We start from the raw sequence: 24435 nt of genomic DNA, 5'->3' as shown, positions 1-24435 counted from the left end.
ACCGGTCGTGGATGCCCTCGGTCGGCGCGTAAGCCTGAACATGATCCCCTCCTGTCTTGACGTCCGTCGAAACAGACGGTTGCACGTTGATTAGAGAGATGTCAACCTAGAGGAATGTCGAAGCAAGCTGCGCCTCTCACTCTCACCGACGTGACCAGCGAGGGGTTCTGCTGCCAACCCTTGGCGCAGCACCGCGTGCCGGCCGAGACCGCCGCGCTGCTCGCGCCGGCGTTCAAGGCCCTCGGCGACCCGGTCCGGCTGCAGCTGATGTCGATGATCGCCTCCGCCGACAACGGCGAGGCGTGCGTCTGCGACCTCACCCCTGCCTTCAACCTGACCGGTCCGACCATCTCGCATCACCTCAGGACCCTGCGCGAGGCCGGCCTCGTCGACGCCGAACGGCGCGGCACCTGGGTGTACTACCGGGCGCGACCGGCGGTCCTGCGCCAACTCGCGGCGCTGCTCACCGTGGAATCGGTAACCGCCTCATAGGCGGCAGCCGGCGCAGCGACCGGCCGGACACGCCGCCGGCCAAGGCGGCAACGACATGCGCCGCGTCGCGCCCGACGCCGCGCAGGGTGTTCGACGAGAACGATCGCTGGAACTCCAACCCGAGATAGACCAGCCCCCGGTGGGTCGTGGAGACACCTGACACGTGGCGGGGCATGCCGTCATCCAGGGCTCCGAGCGGGGCGAGGTAGTCCAGGTTCGGGCGGTAGCCGGTCGCGAAGAGCACCGTGTCGACCGCCTCGTGCGTACCGTCCGCCCAGATGACGCCGTCGGCGGTGAAGGCGGTGAACATCTCCTGGCGGGCGAGCACGCCGGAGGCGATCGCGTCGCGGTACACGCCGGTGTCGAGCACGGCGGCGTGGCGGATCAGGCGAGTGAGCACCGACCGGGGCAGGAGGTCCGCGCGGGTGACGTGGAGCCAGTGATGCAGGTCCCGGCCTCGGATGCGCTGCGGCATGAACTGGATCGGTGCCCGGGTGGCCAGGGTGACCCGCGCGTGTGGCGCCAGTTCGTAGGCGACCTGGACGGCGGAGTTCCCGGCGCCCACGACGAGGACCCGCTTACCGGTATACGGCTCGGGCCGCCGATAGTGCGCGACGTGCCGCACCTCGCCGGCGTAGGTGTCGTGGCCGGGCAGCACCGGCAGGTACGGATTGCCGAAGGAACCGCTGGCGGCGACGACGCCCGTAGCGCCGATCTCGTCGCCACTGTCGGTGTGGACGAGGTAGCCACCGCCTGGGCGCGGGTGAACAGCGGCGACCCGGGTGCCGGTGCGGATCTCGACATCGATGCTGGCGGCATAGCGGCGCAGATAGGCGACGACGTCGTCGCGGGTCGGATAGCGGTCGGGATCTCCCTCGTCGAAGGCCATGCCAGGCAGGCTGCTGTACCGGGCCGGGGAGAACAGGGTGAGGCTGTCGTAGTAGCCGACCCAGGACCCGACCGGCTCGACGCCTGCCCCCAGGACGACGGGGCGCAGGCCAGCGGAGAGACCGGCGTGGGCGGCGGCGAGACCGGACTGGCCGCCGCCGACGATGACGACTGGTTCTGAGGAGGTGATCACTCCATCATCATATTGTCATTTCGTTGAATGACAATATGATGGGAATGCTGGAAGGTGGGACCATGGATCAGCCGCAGCCCACAGCGGTCGCGCCCGCCGCCGGACAAACCGGGCTGGCACCGGCCACGCAGGAGTTCCTCAAGGCGTTGGGCAGCCCAACACGACAACGGATCATGATGCTGTTCTCCCAGGGCGCCGAGCTGTCCGTCGGGGAAGTCGCCGAGCACGCCGGCATCAGCCAGGCGACGGCGTCGCAGCAGCTGACCCTGCTACGTCGGGGGCGGATCGTGACCTCGCGGCGCGAGGGGAAGACGGTGTACTACCGCGCCGACCGTGACGGCGCCGTCTCGGCGCTCGCCGAGCTGCAGTCGTACCTCATGACCTGCTGCTGACCGCGACTCCCCCGGCGGAGCCGGACGTCAGACCTGCACCCGGCCCATCGACCTCGACGCCGCTTGACAGCACACCAGTTGCTCAGCGATGGTTGAGTCAATGATTACTGAGCTTGCCTCTCTGCAGGTGCGCGCCCGGACCCACGCCGCGCTCGGCGACCCGGCGCGCCTGGCGATCGTCGACGCGCTCACCCTGGGCGACGCCTCCCCTGGCGAAATCGCCGATGACCTTCGCATGCCGACGAACCTGGTCGCCCACCACGTCAAGGTCCTCAGCGAAGCCGGCCTCGTCGTCCGCCGCCGATCCGAGGGAGACCGCCGTCGCACCTACCTGCAGCTGCGGCCCGAGGCCCTGGCCTCGTTGACGCCAGCGCTGATGGCCGGGGTGGGTCGGGTGGTCTTCGTCTGCACCCACAACTCCGCCCGCTCGCAACTGGCCGCCGCCCTCTGGTCGGACCGCGCCCAAACCTGCGCGACATCGGCCGGAACGCGGCCGGCAGAGCGGGTTCACCCGCGCGCCGTCGCCGTGGCCCACCGCCACGGTCTGCATCTGGACGCGACCGGCACCGCGCACGTCGCGGACATCGTGCGTGACGACGACCTGCTCATCGCCGTCTGCGACAACGCCCACGAGGAACTCACCGGCCCGGTCCGGCCCCGACTGCACTGGTCGGTACCCGACCCGGTCCGCGTCGACACCGATGCTGCGTTCGAGGCCGCGTTCGCCGACCTCGCCACCCGCATCGACCGCGTCGCCCCCATCCTGGCCTCCACCCTGAGGTCGCCAGACCGTCATGACTGACACCAGCCTCCTGCGCGACGGCCGAACGCAGTCCGGCGCCCAGCCACCGCGCATGAACACGAGGCCGCCTGTCCCGGCACCGGTCAGCCGGCTCCGCAACCCCTATTGCAAGGAAGGCTCCTGATGCCCGACAAGCCCAGCGTCCTGTTCGTCTGCGTGCACAACGCCGGCCGCTCCCAGATGGCCGCCGGTTGGTTGCGCCACCTCGCCGGCGACACCGTCGAGGTCCGCTCCGCCGGCGCCGCCCCCGCAGAAACCGTCAATCCCGCCGCCGTCGAGGCCATGCGCGAAGTCGGCATCGACATCACCGACCAGACGCCAAAGCTGCTCGAGTACACCACCGCGGAATCTTCGGACGTCATCGTCACCATGGGATGCGGCGACGCCTGCCCGGTCTTTCCCGGCAAGCGCTACGAGGACTGGAAACTCGACGACCCGGCCGGCAAGGGCGTCGAATCCGTACGCCCCATCCGCGACGAGATCCGCACCCGGGTGGAGAAGCTCCTCGGCGAACTGCACACCGCCGCCTGACCCTGTCACCCCCCGCTCGCCGGCCGTCGCCGCCGGGCGGCTGCCCACTGGTCTGGTGGCATCGCCGCCCTCGCCGACCACGCGCCCACCGGCGTCGACGGCAGACGGCCCTGCGGCCCGGACGCACCCCCACCCAGAGACCAAGAGGAACCAGGCACATGACGACGCCGACCACCCCGTCGAGCACCGCACCCCGACTCTCGACGCTGGACCGGCTGCTGCCGGTATGGATCGGCGCCGCCATGGTCGCCGGCCTGCTCCTGGGCCGGTTGATCCCCGGCCTCGACGAGGCCCTCGACCTCGTCAAGGTCGGCGGAATATCCGTACCCATCGCCCTCGGTCTGCTCATCATGATGTACCCGGTCCTGGCGAAGGTCCGCTACGACCGCCTCGACACCGTGACCTCCGACCGACGCCTGCTGATCTCCTCCCTGGTGATCAACTGGCTCGTCGGCCCCGCCGTCATGTTCGCCCTGGCCTGGTTGCTCCTACCCGACCAGCCCGCGTACCGCACCGGCCTGATCATCGTCGGCCTGGCCCGCTGCATCGCGATGGTCATCATCTGGAACGACCTGGCCTGCGGCGACCGCGAGGCCGCCGCCGTCCTGGTCGCCCTCAACTCGGTCTTCCAGGTCCTCGCCTTCGGCCTGCTCGGCTGGTTCTACCTCACCGTGCTGCCCGGTTGGCTCGGCCTGGAGCAGGCCGGGCTCTCCGTCTCCGGCTGGGACATCGCCGGCAGCGTCCTGGTGTTCCTCGGCATCCCCCTGGCCGCCGGCTACCTCACCCGCAGACTCGGCGAACGCGCCAAGGGCCGCGACTGGTACGAGGCGAGGTTCCTGCCGCGGATCGGGCCGGTCGCCCTGTACGGGCTGCTGTTCACCATCGTGCTGCTCTTCGCCCTGCAGGGCGACGCGATCACCGCCCAGCCCTGGGACGTGGCCCGCATCGCGGTGCCGCTGCTCGCGTACTTCGGGATCATGTGGTTCGGCTCGTTCGCCATCGGTCGGGCGATCGGCCTGAGCTACGAACGCACCACCACGCTCGCCTTCACCGCCGCCGGCAACAACTTCGAACTCGCCATCGCCGTGGCGATCGGCGTGTTCGGCGTCACCAGCGGTCAGGCCCTCGCCGGCGTCGTCGGGCCGTTGATCGAGGTGCCGGTGCTGGTCGCCCTCGTCTACGTCAGCCTCGCCGCCCGGCGCCGGTTCGGTCACCCCGACATCAACCAGCTGAAGCCGGCAGCTTCGGGGTGACCGCTTGACCCGCGTTCCGGTTCTCGGGAAGAGACGGCTCAGCTCGGGACGCTCAGCGCGCCGAGGGCACGACCGGCCTCCCGGGCGGACTGCAGGGCCCCGGCGTGCATCTGGGCGGCCTGGTCGACGAACGCGTCGAGTGCGGGGTTGACCCCGACCAGGGTGAACTCGCGTTCGACAACGGTGAGGTCGGCGCCCCAGCAGTCACCGATGATCCGGCGCAGGTACGGCGTCGAGTGGTCCCAGCCCTCCCGAGGTGTGCCGGCACCGTACGCGCCACCACGCACCGTGGCGAGCACTGTGGGCTTACCCGCCAGGAACGGCTCCGTGGTCGCCCGCGGGTCCGCGAGCACCACGTCGACGTACGTCTTGAAATGCTGGGAGACGCCGAAGTTGTAGAGCGGCACGGCGAACAGCAACGCGTCGGCGGCCCGCAACTCGTCCACCAGCGTCGCGGCGAGGGCCACCGCCTCCCGCTGCTCGGCGGTGTGTTCCTCGGCCGGCGTCATACCGGCGGACACCGCCGCCGCCCAGAGGGTTGCCGGCAGGGTTTCCACCCCGACGTGGCGGCGCTCGACGGTGTCGCCGGGATGACTGGCGAGCCACTCCTCCTCGACGATGTCCGCGATTTCACGACTCGCCGAGCCGTGCGTTCGGATGCTGGCATCAAGCCGGAACAAGGTCACGAGCACTCCCTGGGGAACTGAGGTTCAAGGTTGAACTTCACCCTAGAGCAGATTGTTCAAGCTTGAACCTGAAGGAGACGTCCCTCACCCTCGTGAACCACGCCGACACGTACGCTTGCGCCATGCCCGACGAACCTCGGTGGTTGACCGACCACGAGCGCGACGCCTGGCTTGCGCTGGCCAAACTCATGTTCAACCTGCCGAGCGCCCTCGACGCCCAACTCCTGCGGGACAACCACCTCACGCTGTTCGACTACTTCGTGCTCAGCGGCCTGTCCATGGCGCCGGGGCGAACCATGCGACTCAGTGACCTCGCCAGCCACCTCAGCTGCTCGCTGTCCCGACTGTCGAACGTCGTCAAACGCCTCGAACAACGAGGCCTGCTCCGCCGCACCCCCGACCCGGAAAGCCCCCGCTACACCGTGGCCTCGCTCACCGACGCCGGGTGGGATCTTGTGGTCGCCGCGGCCCCCGGCCACGTCGCGGCCGTCCGTGACTACGTCATCGACGGCCTCACCGCGAGCCAGATCGACGTCCTGCGCGAGGTGGCCTGCCATGTGACCCGGAAGATTTCCGAGGCTCCGGAGGCCGGCACCCGCTGACGCCCGGGCGGGGTGCACCGCGTCGCCTGTTCCGCCGGGGCGGAACTGCACCCCCAGGTCACGGCATCCCTTCCCGGGCCGCCCGGGTGATCGTCGTACGCATTGCCGAGCAGATCGTCTGCCTGGAATATTATCTCCCCGACCGAGCATTCAACTGAGCGACGACCGGCACCAGACACCGGCCGCGACAGGGTTCAGAGCGCGAGTGATCGCACTGCTCGCGCGAGTCGGGATGGGGAACATCAGATGATCATGGAGATCGGCATCGTCCTCGACGCGTCACGGTTGGCCCGCGCGCCGCTGGAGACAGTCGAGCTGGCCCGCCTCGCCGAGGAACGCGGCCTGGACCTTGTGGTCGTCGCCGACGCGGCGACCGGGACATCAGCCGGCCTGGACCCCTGGACCGCGGCGGTCTGGCTGGCGGGATCGACACGCCGGATCGCCATCGGTGCCCCCGCCGGCGCCACCACCGCTCCCGATCCGACCGACCCGCAAGCGCAGTACCCGAGCGTGATCGCCAAGGCGCTGGACAGCATCGACCTGCTGGCGCAGGGGCGGATCATCTCCGACCCCGCCGGCTGGGTCGTCGCGCCACGGGACGCGAAGCCGGCGGAACTGGCCCGCCTCGCCGAAGCCGACCTGCCCGTCGTGGTCCCGGTGGATTCGCGCGAGGACGTCGAACGCCTCGCAGCGCTCGCCGCCGAAGGCGACCACCGCAGCGGCGTACGCCGACGCTCGGCCGCGGTGCGCGCCCAGCGCAAGCCGGGCATCGACTACGACGGCGTACCAGCGTCACTCGCCGACACCGCGGTCGAGCCCGGCGATCCGCAGTACCGCTCCCTGTCCTCCACCTATCTGCGCGGCGGCGCTCCCGGGTTGGTGCTGCGGCCCTCGACACCGGCCGAGGTGTCGGACGCGATCGAGTTCGCCCGGCGACACCGGCACCTGCCCCTCGGCATCCGCAGCGCCGGCCACGGCATCAGCGGCCGATCGACAAACCGGGGCGGCCTGGTGATCGACGTGGGCGCCATGAACACGATCAGTGTGGTGGACCCCGTCCGCCGGCTCGTGCGCATCGGCCCCGGCGCGACCTGGAAGCAGGTCGCCGAAGCCCTGACCCCGCACGGGTGGGCACTCGGCTCGGGCGACTACGGCGGCGTCGGCGTCGGCGGGCTCGCCACCGCGGCCGGAATCGGCCTGCTCTCGCGCAACCACGGCCTGACGATCGATCATCTCCGGTCGGTCGACCTCGTACTCGCCGACGGACGGCAGGTGCGGGCGAGCAGAGAGCACAACCCGGAACTGTTCTGGGCCGTACGGGGAGCGGGCGCCAACTTCGGCATCGCCACCTCGTTCGAATTCGAGGTCGACGAGGTGGGCGAGGTCGGCTGGGCGCAACTCGTCCTGCTCTCCACCGACATCGAGCAGTCGCTGCGCCGCTTCGCGGAACTGGCCAGTTCGGCACCACGGGACACCACGGTGTTCCTCGTGACCGGGCAGCCGCGTGCGGGCACGTCGACCATCCAACTCTTCGCTGTGGTCGACAACCCGGATCCCGACACCGTCGTGGCGCGCCTGACACCGTTCCTGGAACTCGGGGCGCTCGCCGGACAGCAGGTGGTGATGACGCCGTACTCGGGAGTCATGGGCAACGCCGCCGACGTCGGGCCGAACGGCCACCAGGGATTCGGCGAGCCGAACTCGCGGTCGGCCTTCCTGCCCACACTGACCCCCGAGTTCGCCCGTGATGCCGCGGCGATGCTTCGCAGCGGGGGCGTCTACTTCTTCGAGCTGCGGGCCATGGGCGGCGCGATCGCCGACGTCGCACCGGGCGAGGCGTCCTTCAGCCATCGGACGCCGGCATTCCAGCTGACGGCGATGGGCCAGAACAATCAGCGCCTCAACGCCGTATGGGAACCACTGCGTCAGCACTTCGACGGCCTCTACCTCAGCTTCGAGACCGACCGCAGTCCCGAACGGCTGCTCGACGCCTTCCCGGCACCGGTGTTGGAGCGCCTTCGCACACTCAAACACCGCTACGACCCGGACAACCTCTTCCGGGACAACTTCGCCATCGACCCGCGGACAACGAAGGAGGCACAGGCATGACCGACTACGGACACGACCTGCTCTTCGGCGCTTTCATCACACCCGCCGCACAACAGGCCCGACAGGTCGTCGACCTGGCGGTCACCGCGGACCGGGCCGGCCTCGACCTCGTCAGCTTCCAGGACCACCCGTACCAGGCCTCGTACCTGGACACGTCGACCCTGCTCGCCTTCGCCGCGGCCCGCACCGAGCGCGTCCACCTCAACGCCAACGTCACCAGCCTGCCGCTACGGCCACCGGCCGTCCTGGCCCGGGCCGCCGCCTCGCTCGACATCCTCAGCGGCGGCCGCTTCGAACTCGGCATCGGTGCCGGTGCGTTCTGGGACGGCATCGCCGCCATGGGCGGACGCCGGCTCAGCGCCGCCCAGGGCGTCACCGCGCTGCGCGAAGGGATCGAGATCATCCGCAAGATCTGGGACACCACGGCCCCCGGCGAGGTGAGCTACGACGGGCAGTACTACTCGGTCAAGGGCGCCCGACGCGGACCGCGTCCCGCCCACGACATCCCGATCTGGGTCGGGGCGTACAAGCCCAAGATGCTCGCGCTCACCGGTGCGGTCGCCGACGGCTGGCTGCCCAGCATCGAGTACCTGCCCCGGGGCGCCGACTCCCTACCGGAACTCAACGCGCGAATCGACGGCGCGGCGCACGACGCCGGCCGCGACCCGGCAGCCGTACGACGGTTGATGAACTTCATGAAGGTCCAGCTCTCGTCAGCCCCGCGTGGGCTTCTCAACGGCCCGCCCGCCGCCTGGGTCGACCAGATCGTCGACCTGGCGCTGCGGGACGGCATCAGCGCCTTCATCATCGGTGGGGACGACCCGAGCATCACCGAGCGTTTCGGCGCCGAGATCGCACCTGCCGTGCGAGAGGTCGTCGAGCGGGAACGCAAGGCCGGCGCAGCCGCCCGGCCGCCCAGAGCGTAGGAGCCGCGAGGTGGGGGTGGGCGGCCCGGAGAGGTGATCGCCGGGCCGCCCGGTGGTGAGCCACGCTGGGCGGCCCGGCGATCAGCCGGTCAGAGACCGGCGGCGTGTGCGGCGGCGGTGCCACCGACCACGGGCAGGACGATGTTGCTGCTCTTCAGCGCGACCTTCAGGTTCGCGGCGGTGGTGTCCGCCTGGCTGGAGTACTGCGGGTAGCTGGCCACGATGATCACGCCGATCCGGTGGCCGGGCTTGAAGACGTAGTCCTCCGGCAGCAGCGGGAAGCTGAAGTTGTACGACTCCCCCGGCACCAGTGGCACGGCGACGCGGATCGACTGCCGGTTCTGGGCGTCCATGATGCCCTTGGTGACCAGCTCGTAGTCGGCGGTGGCCACCCGCTTCGCCGTCTGCTTGTAGCAGCCGTCGTCGGTCGGGCTGCTCTCGCCCCAGCAGTCCGACGTGTCCAGGGTGATGATCCCTTCGCCGGAGGCCCGGTGCGCGACCCGCTCGTCGGTGCCGTAGTCGACCAGGATGGCCCCGAGGTTGGTGTCGGCCTGGTCGGCGGAGGCCCGCAGCTGCACGGTGGGCGTGCCGGAGATGTGCAGCGGCGCGGACAGCGGCGCGGAGAGGAACGCCAGCCGGTTGGGCTGCACCACGTCCGGGTTGAGGATCATGGTGTTCTGGCTCTGCGTACGGCTGTCCTGGAACGCCCCGGTCGCCGGCTTCGCGGTGGGCACCAGCCCGAGACCGCCCGCGCCGGTGGCGCCGGGCTGCAGGAACACCTCGGTGTCGGCCTTGCCGGGGATCGGCCAGTCGGCGTGGGTCTCCCACACGTCGGCGGAGCGCTCCAGGTCCACCCGCGGCTCGTCCATGATGCCGTTGGCGACGCCCTGCAGCCAGAAGTCGAACCACCGGTGCAACGTCGACACCCACACCGCGCGGCGCGAGTCGAACGGGTCGACGTGGCCCTCCTGCGACAGCCACAGCTTGCGCGGCACGTTGTTCTCCGCCAGGGCGTACCAGAACTTGCTGAAGTGGTCCGGGCGGACGTTGTCGTCGTTGAGGCCGTGGTAGAGCAGCACGCTGGCGGTGACGTTGGGGACCTTCTTGACGTAGCTGCGCTCGTTCCAGAAGGACGTGTAGTCCCCGTGCTCGTCGCCGTCGGCGGCGCCTATCGCGTCGCGTACCGGTTTGCAGTAGTCCCGACGCTCGGGATTGGTGACCGTGTTGGCCAGCGACGACACGTAGCTGTTGCCGCGGGTGACCACGCCGTTGCTGCGCACGTAGTCGTAGTACTCGGTCGGTCCGCTGATCGGCACGACGGTGGTCAGGCCCTTCACGCCGGTCACCGCCGTGGCCATGGCCAGCGAGCCGTCGTACGACTTGCCGATCATCCCCGTCTTGCCGTTGTGCCAGTCCGCCTTGACGATCTCACCGGCGGCGTTACGGGCGGTGGCCCGGCCGTTGAGCCAGTTGATGGCCTGCTTGGCGCTCAGGTTGTCCTGGTTGGCGTTGGTGGTCGGGCAGCCGGTGGAGTTGTTGGTGCCGACCATGTCCAGCAGGATGACCGCGTAGCCGCGCGGCACGAAGTAGTTGTCGTAGAACAGCGGCCACTTGTCCAGCAGCCCGTCGCCGTCGAGGTCCGCCTTGCACTCGGACTCGTTGCCCCGGCAGACAGTCGAGTAGTAGGGGCTGGCGTCCATCACGACGGGGGCCTTGAGCCCCTGTGCGGTGGCCGCCGGCCGCATCAGGTCGAACGCGATGATGTCGCGCAGACCGTCGTTGTCGCTGTCGAAGGTGGAGTCGATGAAGAGGCGTTCCCGAATGGCGTCGGCGTAGCCGAACACCGGCTGGGTGACGCCGTCCTGGACGACGATCGACGGCGGGCCGTCCGCCGCCAGCGCCTGTGGTGCCGCGCCGAGGGCGGCGAGCACTGTCGCGGACAGTACGGCCACGCCTCTGCGCCACCGCGTTCCCACTGTAGCCATGCATTCTCCTTGATGTGTCCGAGGCTGCGTACGCTACGAGCCGGCGGCCGGTGCCACCACCTGCACGTGTAGGAAGTTCGTCGGGCGTGCTTCGACGGGGTGCGTCAGTCGCCCGGCGGGCAGCAGTGCGGCGGGCACGGCAAGACCCCGGTGCGACGCCGACCGGTGCCGGGCCGGCGTCGCACCGGGGTGTCTGGGTGACGGGGCTACGGCTGGCCGGCCAGCACCAGCTCCCGCAGCCGCCGGTCGAGGGTCGGGGCGTCCAGGCCACCCGGCCAGCCGCGCAGCAGTGCGCCACCCTTGGCGACCAGCACGACGGCCGGCGGCTCCCGCACCGCGTACGAACGCCAGATCGTCTGCTGGTCGTCCAGGACGACCGGATACTCCACCTGGTGGGCGCGCAGGTAGTCCTGGACCTCGTCGGCCTGGTCCACGCCGGCCACGCCGACGAAGACCACCCGGTCCCGATAGCTGCGGGCCAGCTCGCTGAGGGCGGCCTGGCGACTGGCGCAGGTGGTGCACCAGGAGTTGAAGAAGGTGAAGACGACGGGGCGCTGCGCCCACAGTTCGGCGGCGGCGAACGGTGTGCCGTCGGTCAGCGCGCCGGTGAACGCCGGGGCGGCCGGGGCGGTGCCGGGTGCCGGGCGCAACGCCAGGTCGGCGGGGACCGGTCCCGGCAGCGCCGCCGCCCCTCCGGCGGGCGCCGGAGGGGGCCCGGACTCCGGTGTGGGCGTGCTGCATCCGCCCAGCAGTGCCACAGTCAGCAGCAGCGGCAGGAGTGCCCGCCTCATGACGGGACCACCGCCACCAGCGCCGGGCCCTCGCTGCTGTCCGACGTCAGGTCGAGCGCCGGCCGGCCGTCCACCTCCAGCCGGTAGGAGGCCCGCTGCGGCACGCGCACCGCAACGGCGAACTCGCAGTAGGTGGGCATGCGCTCGACCCCCAGATCCTCGGCGAAGGCGGCCACCGCGGTTCCCGCCGGCAGTTGCCCGCTGGCCACCGCCGCCCCGTCCGGGTCGAGTACGCGGTACGGCGCCCGGTTGTGGAAGTGCGTGTACGGGCCGGTGCCGGCGCAGTCCACACCCGCGGCCCGGATGTTGATGTCGCGGACCAGGACCCGGACGGTCGTCGGGGAGACCGCCTCCTGGGTGGCGCCGACGGCGCCGCAGCCGGTCGCGCCGGCCAGCAGCAGGGGCAGCAGAGTCATGATGCTTCGCCGCACGTCATCCTCCTTCGGCCCGCCTGCCGGGTCCGCGGCGGCCTGTCGCCGCGGACCCGGCAGGACCGGGGTCAACCTCGGGCGTCGGTCAGGACTTCTCGACCCGACACTGCTTGGTCACCGTCTTCGTCGGGTCGCTCTCCGAGGTCGCGGTGAGCTTCACGAAGCCGGTCTCCGCGGCGGCGGCGGTGGCACCCACCGACACCGTGACCGTGGTGGCCTTGCCGAACTGTGCGGTGGCGAGCTGGTTGGGCAGCCAGGTCCGCCAACCCTTGCCGGCCACCTCCGCGGACAGGCGGTAGACGTCCGACTTCAGGTAAGCGCTGACGTTCTCCGGGTGCTGCTGCCCGCCGGCCGAGTAGGTACCGGTGTTGGTCAGCTCGAACGAGCAGGTCACGCCGCGGTTGGTGGGCTTGCCGCCGCTGGTCACCTCGCCCTTGCCCAGGTTCACTCCGTGACTGCTCGGCCCGCCGGTGCCGTCCAGAGAACGCACCGCCACGGTGTAGGACAGCGAGCCGGCCGAGTCCCGCTTGAGATCGATGATGTAGAAGTGCAGCCGGTTGGCCTCGTCGACGTACTCGTACTGGCTGCCGGTGTCCGCGCCGGCGTGGAACAGCGCGTCGGAGAGCTGCCGGTAGTCACCCATGGTGATCTTCTGTGGGGTGCCGTCGGGCCGGTAGAAGTCGATCATGTCGATGTCCTGCGGGTTGGCGTCCACCACCCACTGGAACGGGGCGCTGTCGGCGTTCTTCGTCTTGCTCAGCAGCACGCCGCTGTCCGGGGTGAAGGAGTCCGCGCCCATCCGGTCGACGACCTCGACCGTGTAGTTGTTGAAGTTGCCGCCGTCGCACAACGGGTCGGTGCTGACCGCACAGGTCGGCGACAGGTCCTTGTTGAGCGCGATGTTCACCCCACTCAGACCCTTCGGGCCGGCGTCGACCGCCCGGGACGTGACCTGCGCGACCACCAGACCCGAGGAGGCCAGCGACTCCCGCGACAGCCGCAGCACGTGCTCCTCGCCGACCAGCCCGATCTTGATCTTGTCCCGCAGGGTGTGCAGCGAGCCCATCGAGCCACCGTTGGTCGGTGGGATCTGCCAGCGGGTGTGCGGACCGCCCGGGCCGTTGAACGACCCGCGCGACATCATGCTCCAGATCCCGGTGTACGCCCGGCGCAGCGGCTCGCCGTACGGGTTGTTGTAGTTGTCGCCGATGCCGAGCAGGTGGGACAACTCGTGGGCGTAGACGCCCATGCCGGAGCTCTCGCCCTGCGTCGAGGAGCCGCCGCCAGCGTTCGGCCACAGCGTCGCCGCCGCCTTCCACGAGGTCCAGTCCACGTAGCGGGTCTTCGCCCAGTTCGGCAGGTTGGGGTCCGGCGGACCCCAGGCGTCCGGCACGTCCTCCTTGTTCTGGAAGATCATCTGCCCGAACTCCTGCCAGGTCGACGACTCGTCCTGGCCGGCGCTGAGGATGAACACCAACTCGTACTGGTTGGCGACCTCCTCGCCGACGGCCGCCCGCCAGGCGCCCAGGCCGTCGGTGCGGATGTTCTTGCCGCACACGTCCCCGCTCGGGCAGGCACCCGGGTTGAACCCGTTGTCCAGCCCGTACTGGTAGGACTTGGCCGGCATCTGGTACGGCCCGAACCCGGTGAGGTCGACGCCGTAGCGGCCGTTGGAGTCCTGCATCCAGTACTCGTGCAGGGTGTGGCCCTTGTTCAAAGTGTTCGGGGTGTTCAGGAAGTCCTGGTAGAACTTCGGCACGTCGGCCCGGGGAATGTTCGTCGCGACGGACTGCGGGTTGCCGAACACCGTCGAGCGGGCCCGCTGGGAGACCGCGAACGTCTCATCCGGATAGTCGAGCGCCACCAGAGCGATCTTGAAGTTGCGGACCGAGCCCGACACGCTCGGGTCGGCCCAGTTCTTGCCCGGCACAGCCTTGTAGTCGTTCCAGGTCATCGTGTCCGGGTTCTGCCAGGCCTGCGGGTCCAGGACCTGGAACGGCGCGGTGCCGCCGGCCGGGTTGGCCGGGGCCGCGGCGGCCTGCGCCGCCCCGGTCGCCACCAGGGTGGTCACCACGGCTGCGGCCAGTACGGCCCGCCTCAGCCGGGTTCGATGGGGGGTAGCACGGTGCACGGAATCACCTCTCGTCGGAGGAAAACGCGGCGCTGGCGTCCCGGTGGGGGTACCGCGCGACACCTGTCAGCAGGCCGCGCAGCGAATCTAGGAGGGCGGGCCGGTGCCGGTCACCGTGCAGATGTCGGCAGGTGGGCCGACGACTTCCGACACCTGAAGGACCGGCGTGCCCGCCGGCTCAGCCACTGCCGGCCCCGAACGCCGGCCCGGCCGTCGCCGCGAGGGCCCGCAGCACGTCGCGGCGCACCCCGTCCACAGCGGTGCCGGACAGGGGTCCGCGCGGGGGGCGGCACCGTCCGCCGAACCGCCCGGCGCACTCCATGGCCAGCTTGACCGCCTGTACGGCTTCCGGCCGGGAGGCCCAGCCCAGGATCGGGTGCAGCTCGGCGTAGAGCGGCAGCGCCTGGGCCAGGTCGCGGGCGGCGCACAGCTCGTACAGGCGCACGGCCTGGCGGGGCAGCGCGTTGGGCAGGGTGGCGATCCATCCGGTGGCGCCGCACAACACCAGTTCGAGCACCACGTCGTCGGCCCCGACCAGCACGTCCACGTGTGGGCAGAGGTCCCGCAGGCGGTGCAACCTGCGGACGTCGCCGGTGACCTCCTTGACCGCGACGATTCCGTCGATCTCGGCGACGGTGGCCAACAGGTCCGGCGTGAGGTCCAGCCGGGCGTCGTACGGGTCGTTGTGGGCGACCACCGGCAGGCCGACCGCCGCCACCTCCCGGTAGTGGGCGACCACATCGGCGGGCCGGGCGGCGGGCCCGTCGGGCGGCCGTGCCAGCACGCCGTCGGCGCCGACCGCGGCGGCCTGCTCCGCCCAGTGGCGGGCCTGCCTGCTGCCGTAACCGCCGACACCGGGCACCACCGCGCAACCGGGTGGCGCGGCCTGCACCGTCGCCTTCACCACGGCGGCCCGCTCGTCGTCGGAGAGGGCCCGGTACTCCCCCATCGACGCGCACGGCGCGACCCCGTGACACCCCTCGGCGGCGAGCCAACGGACGTGTTCCTGGAGCTGGTCGAAGTCGACCGACAGGTCGGTGCGGAACGGTGTGGTGATGGCGACCAGCACGCCCCGCCAGGGCCTACCAGTTCCCACTCGGATATCCCCTCCCCGCCGGCAAACGCCCGTCATCGGTACCGCATCGTGCGCGGGGCACCGGTGCGGTCCGTACCGGAACCTTAGGAACGTCTGTCATCCCCGGTCTTCGGACAGATGCCGGAACAGTCGCGGTGCCGTCCGTCCTTATGTCGCGACTTCGACAGTGGACCTTGCGCAATGGCCCATCCGCACCGGAGGGTAAGGACTGACGGTCGCGCGATCCCTGTCACGCAGCGCAACCATGGGAGATACATGCACGGTGAGCTCCAGCGAATCGTCGACGCCGTCGCCGCCCGGGTGGGGCGACCCGCCCTCATCGAGGACCGGCGGCAACGGGTGGTCGCCTACAGCGAGCACGACGGCCCGATGGACGACGTCCGCCGGATGTCGATCCTGCGTCGGCAGACGACGCCGGAGGTGATCGCCTGGTTCCGGGGGAAGGGCGTGCTCACGGCGCGCGCACCGATCCGCACCCCGGCGTGCGCCGAGCTGGACCTGCTGGCGAGGGTCTGCGTGCCGATCCGGCACGACGACCTGCTGCTCGGGTTCGTCTGGTTCATCGACGCCGACGGCTCGATGACCGATGCCGACATCGCCACCGCGGCCGGCGCCTTCACCGACCTGTCCCTGGCCCTCTACCGGGAGAACCTGCTCGGTGAGCTCGCCTCGCAGCGGGAGACCGAGGCCACCCGAACCCTCCTGGTGGAGGGCCGGCAGGCGCGGGAGCACGCGGCGCGGGCGCTGCTGGATGAGGGCGTGGTGGCCGCCGACGGATCTACCGTCGCGCTCGTCGCGCAGCTCGTGCCGACCGGTGGGCGGCAACCCGACGAGGTGGCCCGGATCGCCCTGGAGCAGGCCCTGGTCACCACCCGTCGGTGGATCGGCGTACGGGAGACGCTGCACCTGGTCTGGCACGACCACGGGGTGCTGCTGGTCTGCGGCGACCGGATCGCCGGCCGCCCCACGCCGGAGGCTTCCGCCGCGCATCTGGACGCGGCGCTGAGCACCGCGACCCGGGGTCTGGCGTCGGTGGACCGGACCGTGACCGGGATCGGCCAGCCCCGCGCCGAGTTGTCCAGCGCCGTCGCGTCCTACCAGGAGGCCGCCCAGGCGGCCCGGGTCGGCACCCAACTGCCCGCGCTCGGCCGGGTGATCTCCTGGGCCGGCCTGGGCATCTACCGGGTGCTGTCCCAGCTGGACAGCCAGCATCTGGACGTCGCGGGCGTCCATCCCGGGCTGGAGCGGCTGCTGCGCGACGACGCCCACCAGGTGCTGCTGGAGACCCTTGAGGCCTACCTCGACCTGGCGGGCAACGCGCACGCGACCGCCGAGAAACTGCGACTGCACCGGACCACGCTGTACTACCGGCTGCAGCGGGTGGAACAGCTCGCTGGGACCGACCTCAAGGACGGCAACGAGCGCCTGTGCCTGCACCTGGCCATGAAGCTCGGTCGCCTCACCGGCCACTACCGCACACCGTGACGCCGCCCGCCCGTGGCGTGGCCGCGAACAGCGACGCGACCGAGCGGACGGTCCTCGTCACACCAGGCGGGTCATCCAGCCGTACGGGTCGGCGGCCCGGCCGTACTGGATGTCGAGCAGATGCCGACGCAGCCGCATGGTCACCGAGTCCTCGGCACCGGCCTTCGGTGCCGTCACCTCGCCGCCGTCCCAGACCAGACGCCCGACCGGCGTGACCACGGCGCCGGTGCCACACGCGAAGACCTCGGTGATCGCGCCGGATGCCACGCCCTCCTGCCATTCCCGGATCTCCACCGGGCGCTCCTCGACCTCCAGGCCCAGGTCCTTGGCGAGGATGAGGATCGACCCCCGGGTGACGCCCTCGAGGATGGTGCCGAGTTCCGGGGTGATGATCTTGCCGTCGGCGGTGATGAAGTAGAGGTTCATGCCGCCCAACTCCTCCACGTAGCGGCCCTCGGCGGCGTCCAGGAAACAGACCTGCTCACAGCCGTGCTCGGCGGCCTCGACCATCGGCGCCAGGCTGGAGGCGTAGTTGCCGCCGCACTTCGCCTCACCCGTGCCGCCGCGCGCCGCCCGGGTGTATTCGGTGGAGAGCCAGATAGAGACCGGCTTGACACCACCGGAGAAGTACGCGCCGACCGGGCAGGCGATCACCATGTAGGTGATCTCCTTCGCCGGGCGAACCCCCAGGAACGGCTCGGACGCGAACATGAACGGTCGCAGGTAGACGCTGTACTCGTCCTCGTCCGGCACCCACACCTGGTCGGCCCGGACCAGCCCCTCGACCGAGGCCATGAAGTCCGGCACCGGCAGTTCGGGCAGTGCCAGCCGTCGGGCGGACCGGGCGAAGCGCTCGCCGTTGGCCTGCGGCCGGAACGACCAGATCGAGCCGTCGGCGTGCCGGTACGCCTTCATCCCCTCAAAGATCTCCTGCGCGTAGTGCAGCACCGCCGCGGCCGGGTGCATGAGGATCGGGCCGAAAGGGACGATCTCGGAATCCTGCCAGCCGCCGTCCGGCCTCCACACCGCCCGTGCCATGTGGTCGGTGAAGTAGGTGCCGAACCCCGGATTCGCCATGATCTCGGCTCGCCGCTGCGCGCTGGCCGGGTTCGGATTCTGCTGCAACGGGAACGGCAGGCTCATGGCCGGGTCCTCTCAATGGCCGCATCCCTGGGCGCTCAGTCACCGAGAACGAACACGCAGGGGAAGTTTGTCGGATGACAGGTGCAGAATACCGACCGTATTGTCGCCGGTCATAGGCAGACTGCGGCGACTCGGGAGGGACGGTGCGCCGGTGAGCCGGGGTGACGAGCGGATCGTCGCGGCCGCCGACAGCGCCGCCCGCCAGGTGGTGGGCCGGGTGGTCGTGTGTGCGGGCACCGACCTCGTCGACGTCGACGACATCCGGGCGTTGCTGGCCCGGCAGCCGCGCTTCGCGCAGCGGCACTTCACCGCGGGTGAGCGCGCGTACTGCCTGCTCGAACGCGACCCGGCGGAACGCTTCGCCGTCCGTTTCGCCGCCAAGGAGGCGGTGTTGAAGGCTCTCGGCACCGGCCTGAGCGGGGCGGCCCTGCGGGAGATCGAGGTGGTGCGCCGGCACTCCGGGCAGCCGGAACTGGCCCTGGCCGGGCGCGCGGCGGCGCTCGCCGAGGCGGCCGGTGTCCATTCCTGGCTGATCACCCTGACGCACACCCGACATCTGGCGCACGCCTTCGTCGCGGGCGTGGGCCAACCGGCCTGAACGCTTCCTAATCTATTCGTCCAAGTTGGACATTGCGCTCATATGATTTGATTGACCGTCGATGCCACATTGTTGACTTTAGCCATTCAGTGTGGAGGTTCGACACTGGCCATCAGCCGATATTTACCTCGCAATCGGGCAAAACAAGGGGCAATCAAGACCGGCAATACCTCTAGTCACTCCTGTCGATATCCCAGATAGCGAGAGTCGTTTGACGGACCCGGATCAGCCCCAGAGGATTTCGATCAAGCGGTTCCTCGGGGATGGGGAACTTTCGTGCATACTTCGAGGTGCATCACGGGGTGGGACGCCGTAACGGCGTCGATGCTGCTGCCGAGGGGATATTGTGGAACCACGCACGCTCTCTCAGCTCCTGGAATTCGAGCGTCGCATAGTGCCGGCCGCCGGCCTGATCCGCGCGGCCCAGATCCGTGGCGACGGCGATCAGGCCCTCGCGCACCTCGACCAGCTCTGCCGCGACATCGAGCAGCTCGCTCCGCTGATGCCGACGCGTCAGATCGAGGCGACGGTCCACGACTTGCGTGCCTGGTCAGACTCCGGCTTTCTGGCGAAGCCGGCCTTCGACGCGACCCGTGACACCGTTCCCGCGCCGGAGGACGGAGAAGCCGCCGCCTTCGTCGGACCGGTCACCCTGCCCAACGGCGACGGCTCCCGCGGCGCCTTCCTCGAGGCGTTCACGGTCGTCCGCCAGGACCCGGACTGCACCGCCGAACTTCAGTCGCGCTATCCGCACGACAAAGCGGTTTTCCAATCGACCCGACTCCTTTCCGCCTCCCCAGGATTGCGCGACGGAAACTGCGTCGTCTTCTTCCCGGAGAACATTCCGACGGCCAGTCCCACAGTGGATCAGTCGTTCGCCTGGTTCTTCTTCAACCGGCACACCACCATCTACGCCCGCACGCTGGAAATCGTGGCGCGGCTCTGTGGTGTCGGTTCCCCGTTCGCCGACACGAAGGTGCTGGCGTCCGCCGACGTCGACCCGGAGGACGTCTATCAGGCGCGCTGCGTCTGGGGCTACCTGCACGACTACTACCACCACACCGGGCCCCGTCCGCTGGATCAGCACCTGGCGTTGAAGACGAAATGGCGCCCCGGTCTCGCCGAGGAGCTCAAGGTCGATCTGAAGTCGGCGATCGCCTGCCACGAGGAGTCGGTGCCCTACGGCGACATCATTTTCGAGTACATCATCCTGGAAAGGCTCTTCCGCTACCCGGCCGAGCCACGCCCGTTGCGCAACTTCGACTCCGGGACCGGCTTCGCCCTCGGCACCTGGCTTGCCGAGCACGGCCTGTTCACCATCGGCGACGACGGCCGGCGCAGTCTGGCCGGCAAGGCGGAAATCGTCGCGTCGGCCAAGGAACTCGTCCGGACGATCGAGGAATTCGAGGCGATCACCGACGACGAGTCCTATCGCGAGAAGGTCACCGATTTCCTGTACGAGAGATTGCTACTGGAACCGGAGAACAAGGCGGACAGGTACGGCGGCCCCCGGGCATCCCTGAGCCTCTGGGGCAGTGAGGTCCATGTCTGACGGGATCCTGACCATCACCGACCGTGCCGCTGCCCTTCGCGATCCCGGGTTCTGCCGGTTCCACACCGACAACACCGCGGTCGTCGACTGGTCGGCCGAGCGCGGCTGGTCCGACCTCTCCGTTGAGCCGTACGCCCCGATGACCATGGATCCCGGCACCCTCGTGCTGCACTACGGACAGAGCGTCTTCGAGGGCCTGAAGGCGTTCCGCCAGCCCGACGGCTCCGCCGCGTTGTTCCGCCCCGCCGACCACGCCCGCAGGCTGGCCCGGTCGGCGCGTCGGCTGGCGATGGCCGAGATGCCGGCCGACCTGTTCCTGGACGCCTGCGCTCAGCTCGTCGCCGTTGACGACGGCTGGCTTCCCGAGGAGCCGGGCCAGGGCCTCTACCTGCGCCCGTTGATGATCGCGACCGAGGCCGAGCTCGGGCTCCGCGACTCGCGGCGCTACCGGTGCACCTTCCTGGCGTATCCGGCCGACCCCTGCTTCGGCCGGGCCTTCACCCCGATCTCCGTGCTGACCTCGGCGGACACGGTACGCGCCGTGCGCGGCGGGATGGGCGAGGCGAAGTGTTCCGGCAACTACGCCGCCAGCCTGCTGACCCGCAAGCGAGCCCAGGCGCGCGGCTACGACGAGGTGCTGTGGCTCGACGGCCTCGAGTTCCGCTGGGTCGAGGAGCTCAGCGGCATGAACGTCTTCTTCGTCTGGCGCGACGACGACGAGCGGCACGGCGTGCGGCTGACCACCCCGCCGTGCCAGGGGACGATCATGCGGGGCGTGACCCGCGACTGCGTCATCACCCTCGCCGGTGAGCTCGGCATTCCGGTCACCGAGGAACCGACCCCGATCGACGCCCTCATGGCCGGCGCCCGGTCCGGGCGACTCGTCGAGATGTTCGCGTGCGGGACCGCCGCCGTGGTCGTGGCGGTCGGCCGGATCGCCGACGGAGACGACGACGTGACGATCGGGGACGGGCAGGAAGGCGTGGTGACCGCCCGGGTGCGGCACACGCTCATGGAGATCCAGCACGGCAGCCGCCCGGACACCCACGGATGGCTGCGGAGCGTACGCAAAGACCTTGCATCCGTTCACAGCTCGACCGACCGACAGTAAGGGAGATGGCGGATGCCTGACGCCAACGGCCGTTCCACAGCGGGTTCCAGCTCAACCGAACTGCCGCACGTCACCACCATCCACACGCTCGGGCCGACCGGCACCAACCTGGAGAAGGCCGCGCACCGCTGGTTCGCCGACCGACAGCGCCAGGGCCGGGTGGTCCTGCACGCCGAGGTCGAGGATGGCCTCGACGTCATGGCGTTCGACGGCAGCGAGGCGATCCTCGCCTGTGCCGTTTATCCGCGCCTGCACGACCTGGTGTTCGGTAATCTCCATCGGCTCACGATGGCCGACAGCTTCATCCTGGACACGTACGACATGGTGCTCGCCGCGCGGCCGGGCCAGCAGTTCGTCACCACCATCGTCACCCATCCCGCCCCCAGCTGCCTGGTGACGAATCGGGGCACGATCTCGTACGCGAGCAGCAACTCGGTGGCGGCCGCCGCCTGCGCCGCGGGCGACTACGACGCCTGCGTGACCACCGACCGCGCGGCCCAGGCCCAGGGGCTGCGGACGCTGGAGAACTTCGGTCCGGTGCCGATGGTGTTCACCCTGCACGTGGGGAAGGCCGGCGCCGCGTGTTGATAATCGTCCAGCCGCTCTCGGCCGGGATCCAGCTGGCGAGCCGGCTGGTGGCGGCCGGTGTCCCGTGCCTGATCCCGACGCAGTTTCCCGATCTGCTGCCGGCGGAGGTCCACTCCGGCGCGCGCGTCGTCGACTGGCATCCGGACCACGGCGTCCCCGCTCTGCTGGCGCTCGTCGGCCGGCTGGGGGTGACGCCGACCGGCGTCATCGCGGGCTTCGAGTACACCGTCGGCCCGGCGGCCGAGCTGGCCCGCGCCCTCGGGCTGCCGGCGCTGAGCCAGGATACGGCCGAGGCCGTCCGGCAGAAGGACGTGATGCGGGAGCGCTGCGTCAAGCACGGCATCGCCGTCCCGGCATCGATCACGGTCCCGGCCGACGATGTGGGCGAATGTCCCTTCGCGTTCCCGGCGGTCGTCAAGCCGGCCGACTGGGGCGGCAGCCTGATGGTGCGCCTCGTCCGGGACGCGGACGAATACCAGCGCGCGTGCGCGGAGATCCACCGGTACGGCGAGGTCAAGTTCCACCACGATCCGCGGCGGGTCGCCCTGGTCGAGGAGTACGTCGAGGGCCCCGAGTTCTCTCTGGAGGGCTGGGTGGACGCGGCCGGGCTGCATCTCGTCAGCATCACCACGAAACTCGTCAGCGCGCTGCCGCAGTTCTTCGAGATGGGCCACGTCGCCACGCCGCCACGGAGTTCACCGCACGGACAGCTGCTGCACGAGTTCGCCGCGCAGGTGGTCGCCGCCTTCGACATCACCGTCGGGCCGTTCCACATCGAGACCCGCATCGCCGCGGACGGTCGTCCGGTGCTGATCGAGGTGGGTGCGCGGTTGGCCGGCGACTGCATCCCCGAACTGATCATGGCGGGCCCTGGGGTGGATCTCTACCTGGCGACGGCTGAGGCGGCGCGGGGCGGCCGTTACCTGGACGAGCCGGTCTCGTCGGCGAGCGCCGGGGTCGCCTTCGTCACCACCGATCGGCCGGGCGCCTTCGCCGGCAGTGTGTCCGGCATCGAGCCGTTTCTCGATGTCGACGAGTTCGACCGGATCGTCTTCGAGGCCGAGCGCGGCGCGGCGCTCGATCCCGACGACATCTTCCACAACCGGGTCGCGCAGGTCTATTTCGTCGGCGATCCCGGCCGGGTCGAGGAACTGGTCGGCGCCGTGCTCCGCGACGTGCGGGTCGATATATCCGACAAGGAAGGCAGCTGATCGTGAGCAAGGACAACGATCTGATCGTCGAGGCGACGACCGCACCCCGTTCGAAGCCGGCGGCCGACGCGCCGACGCGCCCGGGCGGCGTTCTGACCGATCACGCGTACTCGATGCGGTGGAGCAAGCGGCGGTCCTGGCAGGGCATGGTCATCGCCGACCGGGACGCGCTGCCGTCCGTACGGCCCACGTCCTCGGCCCTGAACCACGGACAGGCGGTCTTCGACGACCTCGCGGCCTACCGGATGACCGACGGGTCCGTGTCGGTGTACCGCCCGGACAGCCACATCAAGCGGCTCAACAACGGGGCCCGGCGGATGGCGCTCCCGCAACTCGACTTCGACCGCGTCTGGCTCGCGATCCGCCGACTCGTGGACCTGGACGAGGCGTGGATCCCGGCGCAGCCCGGGTCGGCGCTGCTGCTGCACTCCGTCCTGGCCGGCAACGGCTCGTCACTCGAGGTCGCCCCGGCCGAGGAGTGCCTGTTCACGATCGTGGCGAGCCCGCTGACCCGGCCGGCTCCCAGCGACGTGCCGGTGCGGGCGATGGTCGTGGACGACTACGTGCGGGCGTGGCCGGGCGGCACGGGCGACATCAACGCCGTCGGTAACTACGGGCCGGGGCTGGTCCCGCGGGAGATCGCCGCCAACTACGACTATCACCACGTGCTGTGGGTGGGCGGCGATCCGGAGCGCACTGTCCAACAGGTCGGCGCGATGAACGCGTTCTTCGTCATCGACGGCGTCCTGACCACGCCGTCGCTGGACGGCACCGTACGGCCGGGGATCATCCGCGACTCGATCATCAAGCTGTCCCGTGATGCCGGGACCGTTGTCGTCGAACGGCCGGTTCCGTTGGCGGAGGTGTTGCAGGGCATCAGCGACGGCCGGATCACCGAGTGCTTCGGCACCGGCACGGTCGAGGGCGTCGTGTCCATCAACGGCCTCGGCTATCGCGGGGAGGAATACCGACTGCCCGGCAGCGTGGCCGTGGCGTCGCACCTCCGAGAGGTGCTCGGGGGCCTGCACCGCGGCGAGGTGATCGACCGGTTCGGCTGGATGCGCCGGCTCACCGAAGTTTCGACTGTCCACGCCTGACCACGGCAGCGCAACCCGTCAGGAGATCTAGATCATGGCCTACGTCGTCACCGATGCGTGCATCGGGTGCAAGTACACCGACTGCGTGGACGTCTGCCCGGTCAACTGCTTCCACGAAGGCCCGGAGATGCTCTACATCAATCCGGAGGAGTGCATCGACTGCAACGCCTGCGTTGCCGAATGTCCGCCGGAAGCCATCTGGGCCGATGTCGAGCTGCCCGAGGACAAGTTCGAGTGGATCCTGATCAACGGTGAGATGAGCCAGCAGTACCCGGTGATCTACCAGAGCGACGCCAATTCCGTCAGCAAGAAGTCCGCCTCATAAGGGATGGGATCGACAGA

The 24435-nt window shown here is 69.9% G+C and carries 24 protein-coding genes; 16 read left to right on the top strand and 8 right to left on the bottom strand.

Features of this window, described 5'->3' with window-relative positions; genetic code table 11:
- Nucleotides 1-114 precede the first annotated feature (114 nt).
- The gene (locus ACX27O_RS18670; RefSeq protein WP_210858122.1) at nt 115-492 is read left to right on the top strand and encodes an ArsR/SmtB family transcription factor; all 378 of its coding nucleotides are present in this window, start codon (nt 115-117) and stop codon (nt 490-492) included.
- Here ACX27O_RS18670 and ACX27O_RS18665 read toward each other — a convergent pair.
- A complete protein-coding gene (locus ACX27O_RS18665; protein ID WP_387218399.1) occupies nt 464-1573 on the bottom strand; it encodes a flavin-containing monooxygenase in 1110 nt (369 codons plus the stop codon). The genes ACX27O_RS18670 and ACX27O_RS18665 overlap by 29 nt on opposite strands.
- A gap of 62 nt (nt 1574-1635) precedes the next feature.
- On the opposite strand from ACX27O_RS18665, the gene ACX27O_RS18660 reads away from it, so the two are divergent.
- The 4 genes from ACX27O_RS18660 to arsB all read left to right on the top strand — a co-directional run bounded on the left by ACX27O_RS18660 (nt 1636) and on the right by arsB (nt 4551).
- On the top strand, nt 1636-1965 hold the full coding sequence (locus ACX27O_RS18660) for an ArsR/SmtB family transcription factor (protein WP_210864551.1): 330 nt from the start codon (nt 1636-1638) through the stop codon (nt 1963-1965).
- Nucleotides 1966-2065: 100 nt separating this feature from the next.
- A complete protein-coding gene (locus ACX27O_RS18655) occupies nt 2066-2767 on the top strand; it encodes an arsenate reductase/protein-tyrosine-phosphatase family protein (RefSeq protein WP_210858836.1) in 702 nt (233 codons plus the stop codon).
- Between the two features lie 123 nt (nt 2768-2890).
- Entirely contained in the window at nt 2891-3298 is a 408-nt protein-coding gene (locus tag ACX27O_RS18650; protein ID WP_210858838.1) for an arsenate reductase ArsC, read from the top strand.
- 158 nt (nt 3299-3456) lie between these two features.
- A complete protein-coding gene (gene arsB, locus ACX27O_RS18645) occupies nt 3457-4551 on the top strand; it encodes an ACR3 family arsenite efflux transporter (protein WP_210858839.1) in 1095 nt (364 codons plus the stop codon).
- A 38-nt stretch (nt 4552-4589) separates the two neighbouring features.
- On the opposite strand, the gene ACX27O_RS18640 is transcribed toward arsB, so the two are convergent.
- The gene (locus ACX27O_RS18640) at nt 4590-5237 is read right to left on the bottom strand and encodes an FMN-dependent NADH-azoreductase (protein WP_387218392.1); all 648 of its coding nucleotides are present in this window, start codon (nt 5235-5237) and stop codon (nt 4590-4592) included.
- Between the two features lie 122 nt (nt 5238-5359).
- Between ACX27O_RS18640 and ACX27O_RS18635 the strand changes: the two genes are divergently transcribed.
- The 3 genes from ACX27O_RS18635 (at nt 5360) to ACX27O_RS18625 (ending at nt 8874) form a co-directional block, all read left to right on the top strand.
- Nucleotides 5360-5839, top strand: coding sequence for a MarR family winged helix-turn-helix transcriptional regulator (locus ACX27O_RS18635; protein ID WP_357647416.1), 480 nt, complete (start codon nt 5360-5362; stop codon nt 5837-5839).
- 246 nt (nt 5840-6085) lie between these two features.
- Nucleotides 6086-7948 (top strand): LLM class flavin-dependent oxidoreductase, encoded by a 1863-nt coding sequence (locus ACX27O_RS18630; RefSeq protein WP_247675406.1) that lies wholly within the window; start codon nt 6086-6088, stop codon nt 7946-7948.
- Nucleotides 7945-8874, top strand: a complete 930-nt coding sequence (locus ACX27O_RS18625; protein WP_210864553.1) for an LLM class flavin-dependent oxidoreductase — start codon at nt 7945-7947, stop codon at nt 8872-8874. The genes ACX27O_RS18630 and ACX27O_RS18625 overlap by 4 nt, the downstream gene beginning before the upstream one ends.
- Before the next feature lie 89 nt (nt 8875-8963).
- On the opposite strand, the gene ACX27O_RS18620 is transcribed toward ACX27O_RS18625, so the two are convergent.
- The 5 genes from ACX27O_RS18620 to ACX27O_RS18600 all read right to left on the bottom strand — a co-directional run bounded on the left by ACX27O_RS18620 (nt 8964) and on the right by ACX27O_RS18600 (nt 15308).
- Entirely contained in the window at nt 8964-10859 is a 1896-nt protein-coding gene (locus ACX27O_RS18620) for a CocE/NonD family hydrolase (RefSeq protein WP_051708312.1), read from the bottom strand.
- Nucleotides 10860-11065: 206 nt separating this feature from the next.
- Entirely contained in the window at nt 11066-11650 is a 585-nt protein-coding gene (locus ACX27O_RS18615; RefSeq protein WP_358127256.1) for a TlpA family protein disulfide reductase, read from the bottom strand.
- Nucleotides 11647-12081 carry a hypothetical protein gene (locus ACX27O_RS18610; RefSeq protein WP_156057442.1) on the bottom strand — a complete coding sequence of 145 codons (435 nt, stop codon included), beginning with the start codon at nt 12079-12081 and terminating at the stop codon, nt 11647-11649. Before ACX27O_RS18610 ends, ACX27O_RS18615 begins: the two co-directional genes overlap by 4 nt.
- Nucleotides 12082-12166: 85 nt before the next feature.
- Nucleotides 12167-14212 carry a M6 family metalloprotease domain-containing protein gene (locus ACX27O_RS18605; RefSeq protein ID WP_036411164.1) on the bottom strand — a complete coding sequence of 682 codons (2046 nt, stop codon included), beginning with the start codon at nt 14210-14212 and terminating at the stop codon, nt 12167-12169.
- A gap of 178 nt (nt 14213-14390) precedes the next feature.
- On the bottom strand, nt 14391-15308 hold the full coding sequence (locus ACX27O_RS18600; protein ID WP_307857735.1) for a dihydrodipicolinate synthase family protein: 918 nt from the start codon (nt 15306-15308) through the stop codon (nt 14391-14393).
- 255 nt (nt 15309-15563) lie between these two features.
- On the opposite strand from ACX27O_RS18600, the gene ACX27O_RS18595 reads away from it, so the two are divergent.
- On the top strand, nt 15564-16793 hold the full coding sequence (locus tag ACX27O_RS18595; RefSeq protein WP_051708318.1) for a PucR family transcriptional regulator: 1230 nt from the start codon (nt 15564-15566) through the stop codon (nt 16791-16793).
- Between the two features lie 57 nt (nt 16794-16850).
- Here the strand turns inward: ACX27O_RS18595 and ACX27O_RS18590 are convergent, their stop codons facing one another.
- Nucleotides 16851-17936 carry a branched-chain amino acid aminotransferase gene (locus ACX27O_RS18590; RefSeq protein WP_210859420.1) on the bottom strand — a complete coding sequence of 362 codons (1086 nt, stop codon included), beginning with the start codon at nt 17934-17936 and terminating at the stop codon, nt 16851-16853.
- Between the two features lie 151 nt (nt 17937-18087).
- On the opposite strand from ACX27O_RS18590, the gene acpS reads away from it, so the two are divergent.
- The 7 genes from acpS (at nt 18088) to ACX27O_RS18555 (ending at nt 24418) form a co-directional block, all read left to right on the top strand.
- On the top strand, nt 18088-18534 hold the full coding sequence (gene acpS / locus ACX27O_RS18585; protein WP_209444528.1) for a holo-ACP synthase: 447 nt from the start codon (nt 18088-18090) through the stop codon (nt 18532-18534).
- A 346-nt stretch (nt 18535-18880) separates the two neighbouring features.
- Entirely contained in the window at nt 18881-20086 is a 1206-nt protein-coding gene (locus ACX27O_RS18580) for a DUF6421 family protein (protein WP_030330886.1), read from the top strand.
- Complete coding sequence (locus ACX27O_RS18575) at nt 20079-21197, top strand: branched-chain amino acid aminotransferase (RefSeq protein ID WP_358127252.1); 1119 nt, start codon at nt 20079-20081, stop codon at nt 21195-21197. Before ACX27O_RS18580 ends, ACX27O_RS18575 begins: the two co-directional genes overlap by 8 nt.
- 12 nt (nt 21198-21209) lie before the next feature.
- A complete protein-coding gene (locus ACX27O_RS18570) occupies nt 21210-21785 on the top strand; it encodes a hypothetical protein (RefSeq protein WP_458939814.1) in 576 nt (191 codons plus the stop codon).
- On the top strand, nt 21779-22996 hold the full coding sequence (locus tag ACX27O_RS18565; protein ID WP_458939813.1) for an ATP-grasp domain-containing protein: 1218 nt from the start codon (nt 21779-21781) through the stop codon (nt 22994-22996). Before ACX27O_RS18570 ends, ACX27O_RS18565 begins: the two co-directional genes overlap by 7 nt.
- A 2-nt stretch (nt 22997-22998) precedes the next feature.
- Nucleotides 22999-24093 (top strand): aminotransferase class IV, encoded by a 1095-nt coding sequence (locus ACX27O_RS18560; protein WP_458939812.1) that lies wholly within the window; start codon nt 22999-23001, stop codon nt 24091-24093.
- A 34-nt stretch (nt 24094-24127) separates the two neighbouring features.
- Nucleotides 24128-24418 carry a 4Fe-4S dicluster domain-containing protein gene (locus ACX27O_RS18555; RefSeq protein ID WP_030330895.1) on the top strand — a complete coding sequence of 97 codons (291 nt, stop codon included), beginning with the start codon at nt 24128-24130 and terminating at the stop codon, nt 24416-24418.
- Nucleotides 24419-24435 lie beyond the last annotated feature (17 nt).

This window comes from Micromonospora sp. SD19, assembly GCF_054462275.1.
Note: the sequence above shows the minus strand (reverse complement) of the source record. Positions and strands in the feature narration are given on the sequence as shown.